The organism is Sphingobacterium sp. InxBP1 (assembly GCF_026191775.1).
Classification (GTDB): Bacteria; Bacteroidota; Bacteroidia; order Sphingobacteriales; family Sphingobacteriaceae; genus Sphingobacterium; species Sphingobacterium thalpophilum.
In genome coordinates, this window is sequence record NZ_JAINDX010000048.1 from 315,456 (window position 1) to 335,581 (window position 20,126).

Annotated in this window: 14 protein-coding genes and 1 tRNA gene; 9 read left to right on the plus strand and 6 right to left on the minus strand. The window is 44.1% G+C overall.

All coding sequences use genetic code 11. The features are described 5' to 3' along the window. Nucleotides 1-28 precede the first annotated feature (28 nt). Together K7A41_RS19240 and K7A41_RS19245 are read right to left on the minus strand one after the other, a co-directional pair. The gene (locus K7A41_RS19240) at nt 29-808 is read right to left on the minus strand and encodes a TIGR02757 family protein (RefSeq protein ID WP_265714977.1); all 780 of its coding nucleotides are present in this window, start codon (nt 806-808) and stop codon (nt 29-31) included. After that, nucleotides 808-1,842: a quinone-dependent dihydroorotate dehydrogenase gene (locus tag K7A41_RS19245; RefSeq protein WP_265714978.1), complete on the minus strand. Its 1,035-nt coding sequence runs from the start codon at nt 1,840-1,842 to the stop codon at nt 808-810. Before K7A41_RS19245 ends, K7A41_RS19240 begins: the two co-directional genes overlap by 1 nt. A gap of 60 nt (nt 1,843-1,902) precedes the next feature. Between K7A41_RS19245 and K7A41_RS19250 the strand changes: the two genes are divergently transcribed. Next, nucleotides 1,903-3,822, plus strand: a complete 1,920-nt coding sequence (locus tag K7A41_RS19250; protein ID WP_265714979.1) for an ABC-F family ATP-binding cassette domain-containing protein — start codon at nt 1,903-1,905, stop codon at nt 3,820-3,822. Nucleotides 3,823-3,953: 131 nt separating this feature from the next. Next, nucleotides 3,954-4,026, plus strand: a tRNA-Lys gene (locus K7A41_RS19255). A 203-nt stretch (nt 4,027-4,229) separates the two neighbouring features. On the opposite strand, the gene K7A41_RS19260 is transcribed toward K7A41_RS19255, so the two are convergent. Together K7A41_RS19260 and K7A41_RS19265 are read right to left on the minus strand one after the other, a co-directional pair. Then, entirely contained in the window at nt 4,230-4,763 is a 534-nt protein-coding gene (locus tag K7A41_RS19260; RefSeq protein WP_265714980.1) for a hypothetical protein, read from the minus strand. Between the two features lie 686 nt (nt 4,764-5,449). Next, nucleotides 5,450-5,809 carry a response regulator gene (locus K7A41_RS19265; protein WP_265714981.1) on the minus strand — a complete coding sequence of 120 codons (360 nt, stop codon included), beginning with the start codon at nt 5,807-5,809 and terminating at the stop codon, nt 5,450-5,452. A 361-nt stretch (nt 5,810-6,170) separates the two neighbouring features. Here K7A41_RS19265 and K7A41_RS19270 point away from each other — a divergent pair, with 361 nt between their 5' ends. The 7 genes from K7A41_RS19270 (at nt 6,171) to K7A41_RS19300 (ending at nt 17,285) form a co-directional block, all read left to right on the plus strand. Then, the gene (locus tag K7A41_RS19270; RefSeq protein ID WP_265714982.1) at nt 6,171-6,980 is read left to right on the plus strand and encodes a class I SAM-dependent methyltransferase; all 810 of its coding nucleotides are present in this window, start codon (nt 6,171-6,173) and stop codon (nt 6,978-6,980) included. Nucleotides 6,981-7,314: 334 nt separating this feature from the next. Continuing rightward, complete coding sequence (locus tag K7A41_RS19275) at nt 7,315-7,758, plus strand: VOC family protein (protein WP_028070819.1); 444 nt, start codon at nt 7,315-7,317, stop codon at nt 7,756-7,758. A 343-nt stretch (nt 7,759-8,101) separates the two neighbouring features. Next, on the plus strand, nt 8,102-9,688 hold the full coding sequence (locus K7A41_RS19280; protein WP_265714984.1) for a discoidin domain-containing protein: 1,587 nt from the start codon (nt 8,102-8,104) through the stop codon (nt 9,686-9,688). Nucleotides 9,689-10,234: 546 nt separating this feature from the next. Then, nucleotides 10,235-11,545 (plus strand): NarK family nitrate/nitrite MFS transporter, encoded by a 1,311-nt coding sequence (locus K7A41_RS19285; RefSeq protein WP_265714985.1) that lies wholly within the window; start codon nt 10,235-10,237, stop codon nt 11,543-11,545. A 10-nt stretch (nt 11,546-11,555) separates the two neighbouring features. After that, nucleotides 11,556-15,077, plus strand: coding sequence for a nitrate reductase (locus K7A41_RS19290; RefSeq protein ID WP_265714987.1), 3,522 nt, complete (start codon nt 11,556-11,558; stop codon nt 15,075-15,077). Beyond that, on the plus strand, nt 15,067-16,554 hold the full coding sequence (locus K7A41_RS19295; protein WP_265714988.1) for a rubredoxin domain-containing protein: 1,488 nt from the start codon (nt 15,067-15,069) through the stop codon (nt 16,552-16,554). Before K7A41_RS19290 ends, K7A41_RS19295 begins: the two co-directional genes overlap by 11 nt. A 125-nt stretch (nt 16,555-16,679) precedes the next feature. Further along, nucleotides 16,680-17,285: an NTP transferase domain-containing protein gene (locus K7A41_RS19300; protein ID WP_265714990.1), complete on the plus strand. Its 606-nt coding sequence runs from the start codon at nt 16,680-16,682 to the stop codon at nt 17,283-17,285. On the opposite strand, the gene K7A41_RS19305 is transcribed toward K7A41_RS19300, so the two are convergent. Together K7A41_RS19305 and K7A41_RS19310 are read right to left on the minus strand one after the other, a co-directional pair. Further along, entirely contained in the window at nt 17,273-19,675 is a 2,403-nt protein-coding gene (locus K7A41_RS19305; RefSeq protein ID WP_265714991.1) for an FdhF/YdeP family oxidoreductase, read from the minus strand. The two genes, K7A41_RS19300 and K7A41_RS19305, sit on opposite strands and share 13 nt — an antisense overlap. A 39-nt stretch (nt 19,676-19,714) precedes the next feature. After that, nucleotides 19,715-20,065 carry a DUF7009 family protein gene (locus K7A41_RS19310; protein WP_265714992.1) on the minus strand — a complete coding sequence of 117 codons (351 nt, stop codon included), beginning with the start codon at nt 20,063-20,065 and terminating at the stop codon, nt 19,715-19,717. Between the last annotated feature and the right edge of the window lie 61 nt (nt 20,066-20,126).

Genomic DNA, 20,126 nt, shown 5'->3' on the forward strand with positions numbered 1-20,126 from the left:
CGGGATTTTTTTATGAATGTCTTATACCTTACAGTTCTTTTTCTACCCCCAGACCGAAGAGTGCAAAATCATACTTCACCGGGTCATCCCTATCGAGCAGCCGCAGATTCTCAGTCAGTTCCAATGCGGTCTTCCAGTTCACCTTATCCAGGGTGATCAGCCCAAATTTGCGGGCAACGCGTTCTACATGTACGTCACATGGACAGATCAGATCCTTCGGTGAAAGACGGTTCCACAAACCAAAATCCACACCGTTTTTGTCCTTCCGTACCATCCAGCGCAAGAACATATTGATACGCTTGACTGTAGACTTCTGTGCAGGACTGCTGATATGTTTACGCGTGCGCAGCGGATAATCAGGCAGAGAAAAGAAATAATCTTTAAAGGAGTTAAGTGCCTGTTCAAGATTAATTTCGATACTTGTCTCCTGTCCTACCAAAAAAGCGTCCTCCAGCGAGTCAAAACGGCTATAATGGGCTTTAAAGAATGCGATAAAATACAGAATGTCAGTATCATTAAACGTACGGTGCCGGAAACCGAGCAGCGTTTTCAGGTCCTGCTCTTGATGATTGATCACAAAGTCGTAAGGTGCGCCGTCCATGCGTCCCACCAACTCATTGCATTTGTTGATAATGGTTTTTCGCTGGCCCCAAGCCATAATCGAAGCCAAAAAGCCCATGATTTCGATATCCTGTCTGCGGGAAAACTGATGCGGAATACATATGGGATCATTGGGGATAAAAGCAGGTTGGTTGTATTGCTCCACCTTCTTATCCAAAAAATCCTTCAGGTTAAAATCTGCTGTCATTATCGTCCTGCCTGCAATATTCCTTTACAGATATTGGCGACCAGTCCGGGCCCTTCATAAATAAATCCTGTATAAACCTGTATGAGGCTAGCGCCCGCCTCCAGTTTTTCAATGGCATCTTTCGCCGAATGGATTCCGCCGACTCCGATGATTGGAAAAGCCCTATTGGATTTGTCGCTCAAATAACGGATAACTTCCGTAGAACGCTTGGTTAGTGGCCGTCCACTAACGCCACCCGCTTCCTGCGTCAACGCTACCGGGCTTTTCAGCCCGTCCCTGGAGATTGTAGTATTGGTGGCAATTACACCTGCAATCTTTGTCTCCAACATAATTTCAACGATATCATCGAGCTGACTATCAGTTAGATCCGGCGCAATTTTAAGCAAAATAGGCTTAGGTGCAATTTTTGTATTGTTTAACTCCTGCAAAGTCTTTAAGATGTTTTTGAGCGGCTCTTTTTCCTGTAAATCACGCAAGCCTGGAGTATTTGGAGAACTAACGTTGACAACAAAATAATCTACTTGATCAAATAGCGCATTGAAACAATAAATATAGTCGTTCACCGCTTCTTCATTTGGTGTGACCTTATTCTTCCCGATATTGCCGCCGATCAGAAGCCCCTTCCGGTCTTTCAGATTTTTTAATCTGTTGGCGGCAACGTCCGCCCCTTGGTTATTGAAGCCCATCCGGTTGATCAAGGCTTCGTCTGATACGAGACGAAACATACGCGGTTTATCATTTCCGGGCTGGGGTTTTGGTGTTACGGTACCTATTTCGATAAAACCAAATCCTAAATTAGCCATATCCGAAATATACTCAGCATTTTTATCAAAGCCAGCAGCCAAGCCTACAGGATTTTTAAACCTTAGGCCGAAAACTTCACGTTCCAGACGGGGATCTTCGACTGTGAAGAATGCGTTCAGCAGCTGCTTTGCACCCCAGATTTTTGAGAAAACATTCAACCCGCTGGTCACCTTGTGATGCGCCGTTTCGGGATTCATGGTAAAGAATATAGGTTTGACTAATTTATACATAATCGCAAAGTTACTCAAACAAGAAGAAATATTCATTACTTTTGTACTTTTGCAGTTGAAATGATATCAATAAATAATTTAACGTTTGAAATAGGATCTCGTGCACTTTATGATGAGGCCAACTGGCATATCAAGCCGGGCGACAAAGTCGGTTTAATCGGGGCCAATGGAGCAGGCAAATCGACGTTATTGCGGCTGATCGTTGGACAGTACATCCCTACTTCCGGCACAATTTCCATGGCCAAAGATCTCAAGATCGGCTATCTCAATCAGGACCTATTGTCTTACCATTCTGACAAAAGCATTTTGCATGTCGCGATGGAAGCATTTGAGCGCCAGAATCAGTTACATACTGAGATCGAAGACTTACTTCGTAAGCTGGAGACCGATTATTCCGATGAAATTCTGAACAAACTAAGTGATAAACAGCTGGAATTTGAAGCCTTGGACGGATACAATCTGGAATTCAAAGCCCACGAAATACTTGCTGGTCTGGGTTTCTCGGAGGAAGAACAAAAACGCCCCCTTGCGACCTTCTCAGGTGGCTGGCGCATGCGTGTTATGCTTGCGCGAATCCTATTGCAGGCACCTGATATCCTGCTGTTGGACGAGCCTACCAACCATATGGATCTGCCTTCAATCAAATGGCTTGAAAGCTACTTACAGGCATTTGACGGCGCCATCGTCATCGTGTCCCACGATAGGTATTTCCTTGACCGGATCATCAAAAAAACGGTAGAATCCCGCAAAGGAAAACTAACACTCTATTCGGGTAATTACAGCTATTATCTCGAGGAAAAGGAGCTCAGAAATGAACTGCAGGCCAATCAGTTTAAAAATCAGCAGGCCAAAATCAAGCAAGAAGAGCGGCTGATCGAACGTTTTCGCGCCAAGGCGTCCAAAGCAAAAATGGCGCAATCCAGGATCAAGGCATTGGACCGAATGGAAAGGATCGAAGATGTAGATGACGATAATCCAACAGTCAACTTTAGCTTCAAGTTTTCAAAACCCTCAGGCCGCCACGTGGTCACATTGGATAATATTTCTAAGTCCTATCCAAACCTGGAAATATTGAAAAATACGTCTGCCATTATTGAAAAAGGCGATAAAATTGCATTGATCGGGGCCAACGGAAAAGGTAAATCTACATTATTGCGCATTGTTGCTGGAACTGACGATCAGTTTGACGGAAAAGCAGAGCATGGCCATAATGTATCACAGACCTTCTTTGCGCAACACCAGCTGGAAGCATTACACCTGGAGAATTCTATCCTCGCAGAACTTCAGGCTTTTGCGCCAAAACATACTGAAACCGAATTGCGGTCCATTTTAGGTTGTTTCCTGTTCACCGGTGACGATGTCTTCAAGAAGATCAAAGTTTTATCCGGAGGAGAGAAATCCCGGGTTGCGCTGGCGAAAGCCCTGACAGCTGACGCAAATTTTCTGGCGCTCGATGAGCCAACGAACCACCTGGACATGCAGTCGGTCAATATATTGATACAGGCACTTCAGCAGTTTGAAGGAACCTTTATTGTCGTTTCCCACGACCGTTATTTCCTGGATAATGTCGCAAACAAAATTTGGTATATTGAAGATAAACAGATCAAAGAGTATCCGGGTACTTATCAGGAATATGAAGAATGGGCAGCGAGACGTGCGATAGCATCTCCGGTCAAAGCCGAAAAAAAAATCAGGGAGGAAGTCAAACCCAAGAAAGAAAAACAAGAGCCCACAGAAGATAAAACACGCTTGCTCAGCAAAAAGAATAAGGAATTGGCCGCTTTGGAGCAAAAGGTCGAAGATCGGGAGGCGGTCGTCAAAGAACTCGAATTGAAGCTGGCGGATGAGGCCGTTTACTCAGATGCCATTAAGCTACAGGAAATCACTCGGGCCTATAATTCGGCAAAGGCTGAATTGGCACAATTCCAGAAACAGTGGGAACAACTTGCTGACGAAATTATGGAACTGGAAGAACGTTAATTTTTCAAGCTTAAAATCAGCTTTTTAAGGTTAACGAAGCGATTAATAGACTCAATTACTTGCATAGGCAGGATTAAAACCCTACTTTTGCGTCACTTCAAACAAGGAACAGCAGTTCAAGAAAGAAGGAGGATTCCGTAGCTCAGCTGGTAGAGCAATACACTTTTAATGTATGGGTCCTGGGTTCGAGTCCCAGCGGGATCACAAAAAGCGTGCTTTATCACGCTTTTTTAGTTTATTTGATATCTTTTTTGCAGTTCTGCACTAATATTCATTCATCGAAATGACATACAAAATTATACCATATGGTGTCTATCTTAAAAGGCTTACTTTTGGACACCATGAAGAGTGATTGAGCGTGACGACTGGCTAAAGTGTTAACCGTTTTTTTTACGTTTAAACTCTACCTACTCCCGATGGTATTCTGAACAAAATATTTGCCGTTGATGTGGAAATTGATTTTTTTCCATTATTTTAGGTAAAAAATAAAATATGTGAATATCCCAATTAGAGACAAAACCGCTATTCCCAAAAAAAACATAAGGTGTTGCTGATAAAATCTTTAAGAGATAATATACTCCGGTCATTTTCTTTTTATCAGGAAATTTCGTACTGAATGTATCTTTTATGGTATTATAATCCTTCCAGTCGGCAGCCGTTATTTTCCCAAAGTCAACCCAGGTCAAAAGCGAACAAAAGGATTGTGTTCTATCATTAAGCCTTACTATATACCCCCCTCTTTTATTAATGAAATAATAAGTATTATAGCTTTTAATATCCGCATATTTTGAACGATAGATCTCTTTATCCCCAGTAAGAATTTGAATTTCATCATCCTTTAAAATAATATCAATGAGATGAGTTCCGCTTTTTACAATTAAAAAATTAATTCCCCCTACAATAGAAAGAGCACATATGATAAATACAGTCTGTATTGGCATATGAAACAATAAAATACAGCGGAACCACTACGGCAATAAGATTAATTACAAAAATCCTCCAATCAACTTTTCTGACGGTAATTCTTTTCATTTACATAGTCTATAATCCAATTTTTTTTATAATATATGTTTGGTTAGTTCGTGTGGCGACTTAGACATCATTGCTTCGCCTGTTATCCAGAGAACCGCCCCATCAATTTTGACTTCAACAAAATTTTTCTGGATTTTCATGGTCTACTACTGAAAAGCATTTATGTATGCATGGATTTTTGTAAACGTTGTTCTATCACAATTAAACGATAAACGCTTTTTATTTTTAAACGTAAAAACTAATATGTTTCCTTTATATTCCGATTGAATATTCTTAATAGTTTCGATCCCTTTAAAGAAATGTCTGCCCACAATATTGAAATTGATTTTTTCAGAAATGAGATCAACGGCGCCACAAGGTTGGCTGCCCGACACAACTTTAAGCTGAAGATAATGTTCGCTCACAAATTCAAGTGATATGATCCTTAACCTTGTTTGCATCATTTTGTTCTTCATTGTTCAGCTTACTATTGGAATTGGAAATTCGTTTGAAAACAATTGGAAAATCACATCATTAGGTAAGAGTATATGATCTACTTGCTATACAAAAGAAGGGTAATCTTGCAATTTACCTCCTTTCGTATACCAAAACAATCCTATTCTGCATTTTTTTTCACCACATCGATCATATGGTCAAGATCAAACGGTTTTTCTATGTAATCATCGGCCTGACATTCTTTTGCTGTTTTAGCAATATCACATGAAGTCGATGTCAGTACAGACGAAAGATCTTCGGTTTCAGGGTCAGCCTTGAGCTCTTTTATGACTTCCGATCCTTTTTTCCGGCCCTTAATATGATCGTCAACCACGACAACATCCGGATCGATTTCATCTATGCGGTCGACAGGTTCTGGTGTCAGCGAAGAAACCACTTGAAAACCTTCATCTTCCAGCACCTCATCCATAATATTCAGGATATCCTCGTTGTCCTGAATCAGCACCACTTTTTTCTTCATCTTGCAGTTTTTGACATAAATTTATAAAAATTAAAACAATAGTAATCCATTTTAGTAAAAGTTCTGATTAAGTTTTACACCAACCTATTGGCTTTGGCTATATCTATTTTATAGAAACACTAAAATATTCTATTTGCTTGATTCAAATTTTGTCACCGAAGATATCAACGGTAACCGAAGCCAAATACACAAACAGAACAATCATATGCGGACATGTAGATATCAGCCCGAAAATTTCTAAATTTGCTTAACTGATACAAGTGGTTGCCAGATATGGTTACCTTCCAAATGACTGCTTGCTACAATTTGATGCTTTGATAAGATGGAAACACAACAGGTAAAACAACCAGACAACACTGCAGTGAGAACCGCTCTTTGGCGGGCCCTACATACTGAGATCGATGCTGAGCCCCATATACTGAAAGATACTGTAGGGCTCACTCTGATTTCCCCTGTAGATGATTGGCGGGAACGCCCCGATATGAAATTTACCAAGCGGCTGCGCGCCTCCATCGTTGCACGCTCACGATTTATAGAGGATATCGCCAAAGAGCAGATTGAAGATGGCGTAAAACAGTATATTCTGCTCGGTGCCGGCTTAGATAGCTTCGCACAGAGAAACGAAGAACTGAGCGCAAAGGTGGATATATACGAGATTGATCAACCCGATACCCTAAACTGGAAGCAACAAAAATTAATCGAAAACGGTTACGGTATTTCGGACAAACTTCACTTCGTACCAGTTGATTTTGAAGTTTCCTCCTGGTGGGACGAACTGCTAAAGAAAGGTTTTGATAAGAGTCAAAAGACCTTTGTCTCCTGTACCGGCGTCACCCTTTATCTTACTAAAGATGCGATTACGCAGACTCTTCATAAAATAGCACAACTTGCGCCGGGTTCTAAAATCGCTATAGCATTTTATCTGCCACTGGAACTGTTGGACATAGAAGATCAGCCTATGCAAGAAATTGCCAACAAAGGGGCTGCGGCATCGGGCACCCCCTTCGTCAGTTTCTTCTCTCCGGACGAAGTTGTGATGCTCGCTGAAGAAGCGGGGCTTAAAGAAATCCAAACCGTTTCAACAGCGGATATGAGGGACAAATACTTCAAAAATCGAATCGACAACCTGCTGCCTGCCAGCGGTGAAGTGTTCCTCGTAGCAACAGTATAGAGCCCAACTCCCTCCTGTCTAACAAACTTTCGGCACCGCCTGTCACATACGATGTCTTCTGTAGTATCAGACATGGCATATGAATCAGCTCTACTTATGGGCTACATTCCACCTTCAGTCCGATCCACTTCGATAGCCAAGCTGCAGAAGCGGATCGAATTGCCTGTAACATTTCGATCAAGAGCAGAACAATTCTTTTGGTAGCCTGTTTAATCACCAATAGATCCGAAGTATTCGCACTTTTGGGGATACTACAGATCGTTAAAGTACTATTGACAAACTATTGTCAATAGCCAATTCTATCTTTGAGTGTTAAAACTAAAATTATAACATCATGGCACTATTACACGCATACCTAAATTTCAACGGCAACTGCGCCGAAGCATTTGAATTTTATACAACTGTATTTAATTCCCCATTAATTGGCGTTCATCGCTTTGGCGACATGCCTGCGGACCCTGAGCACCCCATTGCTGACGCGGACAAAAACAAGATCATGCATACAGCATTAAAGATTAATGACTCCGTAATGTTGATGGGATCAGACTGTGTAGAAAGCTTCGGACAGAAAGCTACTTTTGGCACAGGTAGCTATTTAATGCTGGATGCACATTCAGCTCAAGAAGCCAAGGAGTTATATGACAAACTATCCGTTGATGCCCAGAATATTGAAATGCCCTTAGGTGAACAGTTTTTTGCTGAATTATTCGCCTCCTTTCAGGATAAATTTGGCATCGCCTGGATGATCCACTTCGAAGGCAACAAGAGAATGGGCTAGCCGCAACCAAGAACGGTCTGCCGAAGACAGCAGTACAATGACAATAGGGCTACGTTTTTGCAGCCTTATTGTTGTTATATCTATATTTTCCTACCATAATTTGTAAAGAATCGACACGATCAACTCGTTGATGCTGTCTCATGTAGGATTTGGCCGAAATACTCCTTGCAGCTCCTCCATCTATATCATTTCACTTAAAATAAATGTAGAAAAGTTACAAAACAATTTTACAAACTCATTTATCAATCGATTGACTTAATAAACACACGAGCTATTTAGTTTTTTTTTCACTTTCTTTTAACTGCCAGCGGTATATTCAATTTCAACAATATAATAAACCGTTATGAGAAAACTTTTAAATGTAATGATTGCAGTACTCGCACTGGGTACCGCCTCCTGTAGCAAGTCTCTGGCGCCCGCCGAGGAAGGACAGCCAACTCTCAAGACCAAGGCCTCTGTTACCAACCTCTCTAATGAATGGCGCGAAAACCCGTACAAGTTAAATGTCGTTTATTTCGTACCTAATGATGTCGATTCAATTCCCAACTTCCGAAAACGAATTAGCCGTATCCTGCTGGATGCGCAAGAAATGTTCGCCAGCAATATGAACCGGGAAGGATTTGGACGCAAGTCTTTTGGACTCGATCTCGTCAATGATACACTGATCAATATTCACTACATTGCAGGAAAATTTGGTAAGAGTACATATCCCTACTCAGGCGGTAGTGGTGCTGTCAAAACCGAGGTTGACGCCTATTTTTCACAAAATCCTCAAGCAAAGAAAAGTGAGCATATTCTCATTATTATCCCGACCTATAATACCGATCCAGCCAATCCGGGCGGCCCTCCGTTTTATGGCACAGGAACAACCTGCTATGCACTGGATTATGTCAATCTAGATGCTAAAAACCTCGGAATCGGCGGCGACATCGGATGGAAGGCAACCGTGTGGATTGGTGGCATGATCCACGAACTCGGCCATGGACTCAATGCCAGCCACAACCGGATGAACAAAACATTGGCACCTAGCCTTGGCACGGCATTGATGGGATCGGGCAACTCCACTTATGGTATTTCAACGACCTCCTTAACCGCCACCACGGCAGCCACATTTAACAACAGCCAAGTGTTCAGCACAGTCATGAGAAGCGATTGGTATGGCGCCGCTACGGCCGAAATCACTTCGCTAACATCGAGCTTTAGCAACAATCGGATCATCGTTTCAGGCAAGTTCACTACCACCAAGCCTGTGCAGGACATCGTCGTATGGCACGATCGAGAACCTTTTGGAGGCAACAATGATTACGATGCCGTACAATGGGCCACGAAAATCATTGGGCAAGATAGCTTCAGATTCGAATGCCCACTTGCAGACTTTTACGACCTTACAGGCAATTATGAAATGCGTATCGGGTTTATGCATATCAATGGCAAGCGTTCGACATTGGGGTATTCCTACAATTTTGTCAATAGCATTCCCGATCTTTCGAAAGTCGTGACGCATAAGCTGCTCTCGACAGCAGGCTGGTCAATTCTGGGCAGCGACAGTAATGAACCGGGCGCTTCAGCAAGCAATGTGCTCGACATGAACAGAAGTACCATTTGGCATACCCCATGGTCATCAACCCAAACTCCGCAACCACATTACTTCGCCGTCGATATGGGTGCTATGCGTACAATAAAAGGGTTGGCCTTTCGCAATCGCGACAATTTAAATGGCGCGATGAAAGATATTAACATTTATTCAAGTACGAACGGTACGGTCTGGACGTTATTAAAATCAACACAGCTCAGCAAAGTTTCAGGCTCTTGGATCAATGCCGACCTTGATACAGCATTTAATACCCGCTATCTGAAAATTGAATCGATCAGTTCTTGGGGCGATTTCTTCTATTCGCACCTCGCAGACTTCGGAGTTTACTCAAATTAACCTGACAAATACCTGAAGCTAGTGACATTGGATAGCTTCAGGTATCTTTCTTTCTTTATCCACCCTTCATATACATTGATTTCCTGCTACCACAGATTGGACGATTCAACCTATTTATTACTACAGAAAAGTGAAAAATAAAAACTCAAGAACACAGTTACATACTATATCTTCAAAAAATAGCCAAAACAATACAAATACACCAATAAAAAAAATAAAAAATAGAACAAACACTAAATTTATTCAAACATAAAACTTTTTTAATCACAAAAAACTCAAAATAATCCATAAAAATGTTGAAATAAACCAAAAAAAACACATAAAACAAATAAAATAATACAATTACCAATAAAATAGTACTAAAAAAACAACATTATATTCAACATAAGACATATTAAACAAAAAAAATATGACATATATCATATTTTTACTCTATATTTATGGCACATTATTAAATATTACTAAATAAAATAACAAACAACAAGACAAAACCCCATGTGCTACTGATAAATTACAAAAAAATCAACAAAAAAAAACCTCAACATCATGAAAGAACAACCTAAACCACTCGATCATCTAAGTATTTTTTCTTTCAAAGGCATCCAAATGCGAACGTTCCATATCACTTGGATCACATTTTTCTTTTGTTTTTTTGGCTGGTTTGGCGTCGCCCCATTGATGCCGCTTGTCCGGGAACAGCTAGGACTGAGCAAGAACGAAATTGGCAATATTATCATCGCCTCGGTTTCCGCAACCATCATCGCCAGGCTTTTTGTAGGAAAGATGTGTGACAGATTTGGACCAAGGATCACCTACACCTTACTTTTGGTTACTGGCGCCTTGCCGGTAATGCTTATTGGCCTGAGCAACAGTTACGAGTCTTTTCTCCTATATAGATTTTTCATCGGAATTATCGGGGCATCATTTGTCGTGACACAATTCCATACGTCGATGATGTTTGCTCCTAATATAATTGGAACTGCCAATGCAGTCACCGGCGGATGGGGTAATCTCGGCGGCGGTGTTACCAACCTGATTATGCCATTAATCGCAGCGGCATTTGCTGGAATGGGCCTTGTCAGTCACTTGGACTCCTGGCGCTTGGCTATGCTTGTACCGGGCACTATTTTGCTTATCATGGCACTTATATATTACCGATACACGAAAGACACGCCACAAGGCAATTTCAAAGAGCTGCAAAAAGACAGGGAGACGGCGGCCCGGCCGAAAGGATCTCTTCTAACCCTTTTAAAAGATTATCGGGTATGGATCCTTACACTAGCATACGCAGCCTGCTTCGGAATCGAAATTACAGTTGATAACGTGGCTGCAACATTCTTCATCGACCGCTTTGGCACGGGGATCATCATGGCAGGGGCTCTCGCAAGTATTTTTGGCGGCATGAATATTTTTGCACGCGCTTTGGGAGGCATCGTCAGCGATAAAGTGGGCAACAACTATGGTATACGTGGTAAAGCAATATTACTTGGGACCTTGCTGCTATTGGAGGGTCTGGGGATTAGTCTTTTTGCGAATTCCGGAACCTTGGCCCTCGCCATTGTGACGATGCTGCTCTTCGCATTGTTTCTCAAAATGGCAAACGGCTGCACGTATGGAATCGTCCCATTTATCAACAAAGAAAATATCGGCACCGTAAGCGGAATCGTGGGTGCAGGAGGCAATATAGGTGCTATGCTTGTAGGCTTCCTGTTCAAATCCGAAACTTTAAGCTATGCAGATGCCTTCCAATATATAGGCATAGGTGTTATATTCATTGGTCTTACAGTGCTTCTTGTCCGCTTTGTACCGAGAGCGGCGCGGGCACCGCAAATAGCCACTCTGGAAGTTCAAAACTAGATTTCTGCACATGAACAAGGAACAAAAAAACACTCTTCGGAGCACCTGTTGCTATTGTGGTGTTGGCTGCGGAGTAAAAATTGCGGTCGAAAAAGACCATTCGGTCACCGTTGTGGGTGATCCCGACCACCCCGTCAACCACGGAAAACTGTGCAGCAAAGGCATGAATCTGCAATACACGGTAAATGACCGCACTGATCGCCTCCTTTATCCGCAAATGCGCCACCACCGATCAAGCCCACTGCAGCCAGTATCCTGGGACGAGGCGCTCGACCGCGCTGCCGCCGTATTCAGCACGCTTATCGATAAATATGGCCCCGACTCCGTAGCATTCTATGCCTCCGGACAGTGCCTGACGGAAGAATATTACGTTCTTAACAAACTGGTAAAAGGCTTTATAGGAACCAACAATATCGATACAAATTCGCGCTTATGTATGAGTAGTGCCGTAGCTGCGTATAAAAAAGTGCTCGGTGAGGACAGTGTACCGATCTGTTATGACGACATTGAGCTTGCAGACTGCTTCTTGATTGAGGGAGCCAATCCTGCATGGTGTCACCCTATTTTATGGCGCCGCGTCGAAACCCACAAAGCCCAGCATCCGAATACAAAAATTATCATCGTCGACCCACGGATAACGGATTCCTGCGCCGTGGCCGACCTGCACCTTCAGATCAACCCCGGCACAGACATCGTTTTAAACTACGCGATCGGACGGTTGCTGATTGAACAGGGCTACATCGACAGCGACTTCATCCACGACCATACAGAAGGCTATAACGAATATAGACAACGGGCTTTCCAACGCTCGTTAACCGAATCCGCTTCTATATGCGGTGTTCCCGCCACCGACATTCAGCTCGCAGCACAATTTATCGGAACGTCTAAACGTTTTCTGAGCATGTGGACGATGGGCCTCAACCAGAGTGCTGCAGGAGTAAATAAGAATCTAAGTTTAATCAACCTTAACTTGATCACCGGCCAAATCGGAAAACCCGGATGCGGCCCCTTCTCCCTGACAGGCCAGCCCAACGCCATGGGGGGAAGAGAAGTCGGCGGACTGGCCAACCTATTGCCTGCTCATCGCGATCTCGAGAACATCGAGCATCGGCATGAATTGCAAAACTTCTGGTCGGGCACCACAATCAGCAATAAACCAGGGTACACCGCGACCGAGATGTTTGAAGCCTTGGCTGATGGCCGCTTAAAAGCAATATGGATACTCTGTACCAACCCATTGACCAGCCTGCCCAATGTACGTCTAGCCGAAAAGGCGCTTGAGAATGCCAAATTCGTGGTTGTACAGGAAATTTCAAACAAACCTCAGACCTTGTCATACGCGGATATTGTCCTGCCGGCAGCTGCATGGGCAGAAAAAGAAGGCACAATGACCAATTCCGAGCGTAGAATAAGCCACCTCCAGAAAGCAGTCGAACCTCCCGGTGATGCACTGCCCGATGCCGTCATTCTATCGAAATTTGCACAAAAGATGGGCTTCAAAGGCTTTTCATACAACACAATGGAGGATATCTACAAAGAACATACCCAGCTGACCGCCGGAACCAATATCCACATCAACGGACTGACCTATGAGCTTATCGATCAGCTCAACACGGTGCAATGGCCTTTCGACCGGAAACTGAAAACCGGAACACCGCGCTTGTTTCAAAACAAAGAATTTTATACTCCGCACCGACGTGCCGTATTGCATAACCCACCGGATGATTGCCCCAGCGAAATGCCGGACAATAACTTTCCCCTGATACTCACTACCGGAAGAATCCGTGATCAATGGCATACCATGACGAAGACCGGAAAAGTCAGCAAGCTGAACCAGCATATTTCTGAGGCCTTCTTAGAGATCCACCCAGCCGACGCCCATACCCTGGAGCTAAAAGAAGGACAGCTGGTCAACGTACGGTCCCGGCGGGGCGATGTACGCGTCAAAGCCCGCATCAGCAATACCATCAAGCCCGGAGTGGTATTTATGCCCATGCACTGGGGCAAATTATTGGGTTCAGACCTCAATCGCGCCAACAATATTACCAGCGATCTCGTGGACCCTATTTCGAAGGAACCAGATTTCAAATTCTGCGCCGTCAGCGTCCAAAAGCACATCAAGAAAAAAGAGCGCATTGTCATAATAGGCGCCGGCGCTGCGGCTCATGGCTTCGTACGTGAGTATCGCCAACTGAATCAAACCGATGAGATCATCGTGTTTAGCAACGAAGATACCCCATTTTATAACCGCGTCATGCTTCCTCACTATATCAGCGGAGAATTTAAATGGCAACAGCTCGTCAAAATGGACGCAGAGGAAGAGCAGAAATACCACATCCGTCATATCCGTAACGTACAGGTTACATCCATAGATCGTATGCAGAAATATGTCCTGGATTCCAGGGGCACAAAGACACATTACGACATCTTGATCCTGGCTACCGGAAGCCGTCCCACGCTGCCCAAACACGTCCCAAAACTACCCGGTATTTTCACTATGAGACGCCGTACTGATGCGGATCAATTGAAGAAATATCTACCCAAACAGGGACAAGCCGTCATTGTAGGCGGCGGATTATTAGGTCTGGAGATGGCGGCGTCACTACGTGAAATAGGCATCAAAGTCACCATTGTACAACGTGTGTCCCGCTTCCTCAATAGGCAGCTGGACCCCATAGGAAGCCAGCTGTTACACGAGGAGATGATCGATCAAGGTTGCGACATATTTTACAACGATGAGGTACAGCTCTATTATGGCCGACATAAGCTGACTAAGATTGAATTAAAAAGTGGCCGGCAAATCAAATGCGATGCTCTGCTCTTTGCTATCGGAACCACACCAAATATCGAGCTTGCGAAAGACGCAGGTTTGCTGTGCCAACGTGGCGTGGTCGTAGATCACTATATGAAGACAAGCGACCCTTCGATTTATGCTATTGGCGAAATTGCCGAATTTGAAGGCGCCAGTTACGGTATCACAGCTGCTGCTGAAGAACAGGCCGCAGTGGTTGCTCACTACCATCAAGGTGACATTAGCCGTTATTACAAAGGCAGTTTATTGATGAATATCATCAAAATACAGGGTTTTGATTTATGTAGTATCGGCCTGTCGGAAGCGCCTAATGAAAGCTACGAAGAAATCATCTTTATTGATAAAGCGAAACGATATTATAAGAAATGTATCATCCATCAGGACAAACTGGTCGGGGCCATTTTAATTGGCGATAAAAATGAATTTCTGGAATTCAAAAATCTGATTGCGAATAAAATTGAGCTCAGCGAAAAACGTCTCCAGCTCCTAAGAAGCGGTGAATCTAGAGAACCTGTTGTCGGCAGACTCATCTGTTCTTGTAGTCAGGTAGGCGAAGGTAATCTGAAGAAAAGAATGGAAAGCGGGTGCACTGAAATGGCCCAGCTATGCGAAGCGACAGGAGCTGGCAGCGGCTGTGGTTCCTGCAAACCCGAAGTAAAACGCATTCTAGAACAGTATCAAACAGATTATTCAAAAGAAACGGAAACTTATGCCCAGTAATATACATACAGGGAAAGCCCCTTCAGACGACCTTTTTGTTAAAGTCAATTTTCCTGGCGGCGCCATTTCCACAGGCGAGCTGGCAGGCCTTCTTGAGCCACTCGAGCAGATCGGAATTCATGAACTCAGATTTGGCAGCCGCCAGCAGATTTATTTTTATGTCTCGCAAACACAGCTGGAAGATCTTGAATATGTACTGCTCAATCAGGAACTGACATACGAAATCAACGGCGACAGCTGTCCGAATATCGTGAGTTCCTACGTGGCGGACGGCATCTTTAGTCAGTCCACCTGGATCCGTGAAGGGGTATATAAGGATATACTTGACAGTTTTGAATTTGTCCCTAAACTTAAAATCAATATCGTCGACTGCACACAGTCACTCGTGCCTTACTATACAGGTAATCTAAATTTTATCACAGCGGACATCAGCAGCTACTGGTACTTACATATACGATTTCCCGGTTCAAATATTTTCCACAACTGGTCTTCATTAGTAAATACGGATGATATAGCCGAGCTCTGCCATTTTCTGGAACCTTTGCTGACCGACATCCGGGTCGACAATACAGCTGCAGGACAGCAGCTTGGACAACATCTGGAGCAACTTGCCTTGGTCTCGAGAAAATTTCTGTTTCAACCGATCACAAATGCTTTCATAGAACCAGCGTTTAAATTACCTTATTACGAGGGATTTAATCACTATCACGATCGCCTCTGGCTCGGAATGTATCGCCGCTCCGAAACATTCTCCATTGCACTCTTAAAGGACATCTGTCATGTATGCTTAAAACATAGGATCGGCCAGGTGTATAGCACACCATGGAAATCAATCATCATCAAAGATATACAGCACAACACCCGACCCGATTGGGATGCCGTATTAGACAAACATCGAATCAATCTCCGTCATGCGCTCAACGAACTAAACTGGCAGACAGAGGATTACGATTCGCTCGGACTCGTCTTAAAGCAGGAGCTTGTCCATCAGATGAACTGGCTGGACACACGTACTTATAAACTTTGTTTCGGTGTAAAAATGCATTCCAAAAGTGGTATCTGGGGTTCCGTCATTCTCCGCTTTATGATGTCCCGGGGAAAGCGCTCCTGGTTTCAGGTACAGCATACACGTAATTTCAACCCCAATTCAAAAGACCTCATTACCTACCGAAAACGCGTGGACCGCGATAACCTTATTCATGTTATCTTGGCTTTATGCGAAGACTTTTATCAACTACAGGGACAGCTGACATCATTGCGGCCGACAGCCCTTCCGGAGCCGCCAGCTGAAGAGCAGAGCCTGCCAACAGAACTGCATCAATGTCCTTATTGTAAGACGATTTACGACCCTCAATGGGGCGACAGTACACAAAATATTCCGGCACAAACGGCGTTTGGCGATCTCCCACCCCATTATTGCTGTAGCGTATGTGACGCCAGCATAAATGATTTCCAAGCTGTTTCGATTGTTAAATAAGATGCTAATTCACACGCAAATTCAGTAAAATTGCTTAAATTTCGTTTTGATGGAATAGTATCGCATTTTCGCGTGCATACCTACGGCAGCGTGAAGAAAAAAAATGAAGTAAACATGGTATCAATATGGAAAAATCAGCTTCTTTAAATGGCCTTATACTCATCGGCGGAAAGAGCCGGCGTATGGGAACCCCAAAAGAGAAAATGGTCTGGCATGACAAGTTGCAGCGTGAGTACTTAGCAGATTTGCTGGCCCCTTATTGTGCTCAAGTCTGTTTTTCCTGTCGTCCCGAACAATGCGCCGAACTGGGGCAGCAACCTTTTCCTGCGCTACCTGATGCACATCTGGATATAGGACCTATGGGAGGTATTTTAAGTGCATTTGAATCCGATACCCATTCCGCTTGGCTGGTACTGGCCTGTGATCTACCCTTTGTAAATGAACAGGCATTGAAACAGCTCATCGCACATCGTGACAGCAGCAAAATGGTGACGGCATTCCGAAACCCAATAAATGGACTGCCTGAGCCGCTGATAGCTATCTGGGAACCGCGAAGCTATCGAACCCTACAGGAAGTTGCGACAGCAGGCAATTACGCCCTCCGACAAGCACTCGACAACATGCCCGTACAAATGCTTACACCAGCCGATCCGACAATACTGTTCAATGTCAATACACCGCAAGAAGCAAAACAGGTACCCCTGATCGCCGCTACCCGTCAGGGACGCTGATTCGCTGCTAGATATAACGTTTCATCCACCTTATGATAAATCTGCGGGTCGTGTCTTTTGATCTTAATTTTCACATATTTTGAAGCTGGCATATTGCTTTCCTTGACCACATTGTTGACCGACACGAGCACATTTGTTTCGGGAAAATAGGTGACTGCATTTTTCTCCGGAATCTGATAAGGCACAATCACAAATAATGGCGCTATACGTTCTATATCATCATCATAATTAAATAGATCAACTTTATCGCCAACCTTAAAACCAGCTTTGTCTATATCTCGTTGATTCATAAGCACCACACGCCGTTCGTTTTTAATACCTCTATAACGGTCATCCAATCCATAAATCGTCGTATTGAACTGATCGTGAGTCCTTGTCGTCGCCATCATATATTCATCTTCTTCAAGCTTGTTTACCGGCAACTCAGTCTGTGTAAACGGAGCCCGTCCGCCAAATTGTCCTGCAAACACCTGCTGATCACGGGCAGCATTGGGCAAATAAAAACCCTCCTTCTGGCGGACCCTGACGTTGTAGTTTTCGAACCCCGGTATGCACCGTTCAATGGCATCGCGCACCGCATCATAACTGTCGTGAAATCGCTTCCAATCCACAACACTGCGCGCGCCCAATGTCGCCATTGCCATACGGCATACAATCTGTGTCTCATTGAGCAAATTGTTGGAGACAGCATCAAGCACTCCCTTCGAAGATTGCACAACGCCCATGGAATTTTCCGTACTAACGATCTGCACCTCACCATTCACAATATCCTTATCACTGCGTCCATATGTGGGCAAAATCAGTGCTTCCTTGCCATGGATGAGATGCCCCCGATTCAACTTGGTTGACACACAGACTAATAAATTAAGTTTCCGAAGAGCATTGGCCGTATAGCTGGTATCCGGTGTTGCCGACAGAAAATTACCACCCATACAAAACAGCAATTTGACCTGCTCTGCATGCATGGCTTTAATTGCCCTGACCACATCATAACCATGCTCCCTCGGTGGATCAAATCCGAAGTATTGCTGCAAGCGGTCCAGCTGCTCCGCAGTTGGCTTCTCGTCGATCAGCATGGTCCGGTTGCCCTGTACATTGCTGTGCCCTCTGACTGGACAAACACCTCCACCTTTAATGCCGATACTGCCTTTTAACAGCAAAATATTCAAAATCTCCCGGATCATATCTACACCATTGGGCTGCTGCGTCAATCCCATTCCCCAGCAGAAAATTATCTTCTTGTTAAAAGCCAGCAGCTCGGCCGCTTTCTGAATGGATTCAACAGCTACGCCACTGAGCTCGCTCAGCTGCGCAAGATCATACCGCCCGCTGCTAAATTGCATTAAAAACTCTTCATACCCAGTTGTCTTATGCTTGATAAAATCAGCATGAACAACAGCTCCGGGGTTTTCACTTTCGAGTTTTAACAATAACATCTCCAGTGCTTTTAACAAGGCCATATCTCCATTGATCCTGACGGGAAGATAAAGATCCGCAAGACTTATCCCCCTACCAAAGATTCCATTGAGCTGCTGCGGGTTATGAAAGCCCATGAGACCGGCTTCGGGCAAGGGATTGATCGCAATGATCTTAGCGCCATGTTTTTTGGCTTTCTCCAGCGCACTCATCATCCGTGGCGCATTGGTACCCGGATTCTGACCGATAATAACGATGACCTCGCTTTCATAAAAGTCATCCAGCTTTACCGTTCCTTTGCCAATCCCAATCGTCGGCCGGAGTGCCGATCCCGACGTTTCATGGCACATATTGGAGCAGTCGGGCATATTGTTGGTCCCAAATTCCTTTGCAAAGAGCTGGTAGACAAAGGATGCTTCATTGCTCGTCCGGCCGGAGGTATAAAACGCAGCCTCGTTAGGCGATCCCAAAGCATTGAGATGCGCAGCAATCTTATGAAAAGCTTCATCCCAGGAAATCGGCTGATAATGTGTTGCCCCTTCTGCCAGATACACTGGATCTGTAAGTCTGCCCATTTTGCCAATTTCATAGTCTGTGAGCTTGGCTAAGTCATACACGGAATTATTTTTAAAGAAGTCGGGCGTCACACGTTTGGTCGTTGCCTCTTCCGCAAGCGCCTTGGCCCCATTTTCACAATATTCGCCCAGCGGCGAACGCTCGTCGTCCGGATCAGGCCAGGCGCAGCTCGGACAATCAAAGCCACCCGCCTGATTCATACTGAAAAGTGCTTTCGTGCCCCGGAATACTGTTTTTTCTTCAATCAGGTCCGAAAATGCAGCCACTACCGCCGGAACACCAGCAGCCCATTTTTCTACGGGACCAAGTTTTAGGTTTAAGAGTTTAAATGGATTCTCCGCATTGGGCTGCTGATCCAAATTCTGCATATCCGTCCGATTTTTATTGTTCTCTTCCATAACCGTCAAATATTGAATGTAGGTACTAGTTCTAGCAGATCAGCATTGTAGGTTTGGATTCGGATAATTATCACTCTGATCTTCCACAGTATTATCCAGGCACGCAAAGTCCTTTTCCACGAGCAATTTCACCGACCCCGCCATACCTTCAAAACCCACTCTCTGGGTCGTCACCAATTCATGAATCATGCTTGCCGGAATACTGAGTACAATTCTGTTATCCACAAACGCGACATCAAGCTGCCCACCGATGGTCCTCTGAACAGCATATATAAACGGTCTGCCAACAAAAGCAGTCGTGCTTTCAACCATTCCGGTATTTCCCAGTTTAGCAATCTCAGATTGCGTAAGGCGAAGCCGGACGGAGTTGTCTTTGATTCTTATTTTCATTATGAAACTTATTTTTTTTATATCATCTGTCCTTTATTACCATCCGCTGTTAGGTAAACCA

What these genes read in the sequence shown, in the direction of transcription:
- K7A41_RS19260 (WP_265714980.1), bottom strand. Translation starts at nt 4,763, where the DNA reads ATGCCAATACAGACTGTATTTATCATATGTGCTCTTTCTATTGTAGGG.
- K7A41_RS19240 (WP_265714977.1), bottom strand. Translation starts at nt 808, where the DNA reads ATGACAGCAGATTTTAACCTGAAGGATTTTTTGGATAAGAAGGTGGAG.
- K7A41_RS19305 (WP_265714991.1), bottom strand. Translation starts at nt 19,675, where the DNA reads ATGGAAGAGAACAATAAAAATCGGACGGATATGCAGAATTTGGATCAG.
- K7A41_RS19285 (WP_265714985.1), top strand. Translation starts at nt 10,235, where the DNA reads ATGAAAGAACAACCTAAACCACTCGATCATCTAAGTATTTTTTCTTTC.
- K7A41_RS19295 (WP_265714988.1), top strand. Translation starts at nt 15,067, where the DNA reads ATGCCCAGTAATATACATACAGGGAAAGCCCCTTCAGACGACCTTTTT.
- K7A41_RS19310 (WP_265714992.1), bottom strand. Translation starts at nt 20,065, where the DNA reads ATGAAAATAAGAATCAAAGACAACTCCGTCCGGCTTCGCCTTACGCAA.
- K7A41_RS19275 (WP_028070819.1), top strand. Translation starts at nt 7,315, where the DNA reads ATGGCACTATTACACGCATACCTAAATTTCAACGGCAACTGCGCCGAA.
- K7A41_RS19265 (WP_265714981.1), bottom strand. Translation starts at nt 5,809, where the DNA reads ATGAAGAAAAAAGTGGTGCTGATTCAGGACAACGAGGATATCCTGAAT.
- K7A41_RS19300 (WP_265714990.1), top strand. Translation starts at nt 16,680, where the DNA reads ATGGAAAAATCAGCTTCTTTAAATGGCCTTATACTCATCGGCGGAAAG.
- K7A41_RS19245 (WP_265714978.1), bottom strand. Translation starts at nt 1,842, where the DNA reads ATGTATAAATTAGTCAAACCTATATTCTTTACCATGAATCCCGAAACG.
- K7A41_RS19280 (WP_265714984.1), top strand. Translation starts at nt 8,102, where the DNA reads ATGAGAAAACTTTTAAATGTAATGATTGCAGTACTCGCACTGGGTACC.
- K7A41_RS19250 (WP_265714979.1), top strand. Translation starts at nt 1,903, where the DNA reads ATGATATCAATAAATAATTTAACGTTTGAAATAGGATCTCGTGCACTT.
- K7A41_RS19290 (WP_265714987.1), top strand. Translation starts at nt 11,556, where the DNA reads ATGAACAAGGAACAAAAAAACACTCTTCGGAGCACCTGTTGCTATTGT.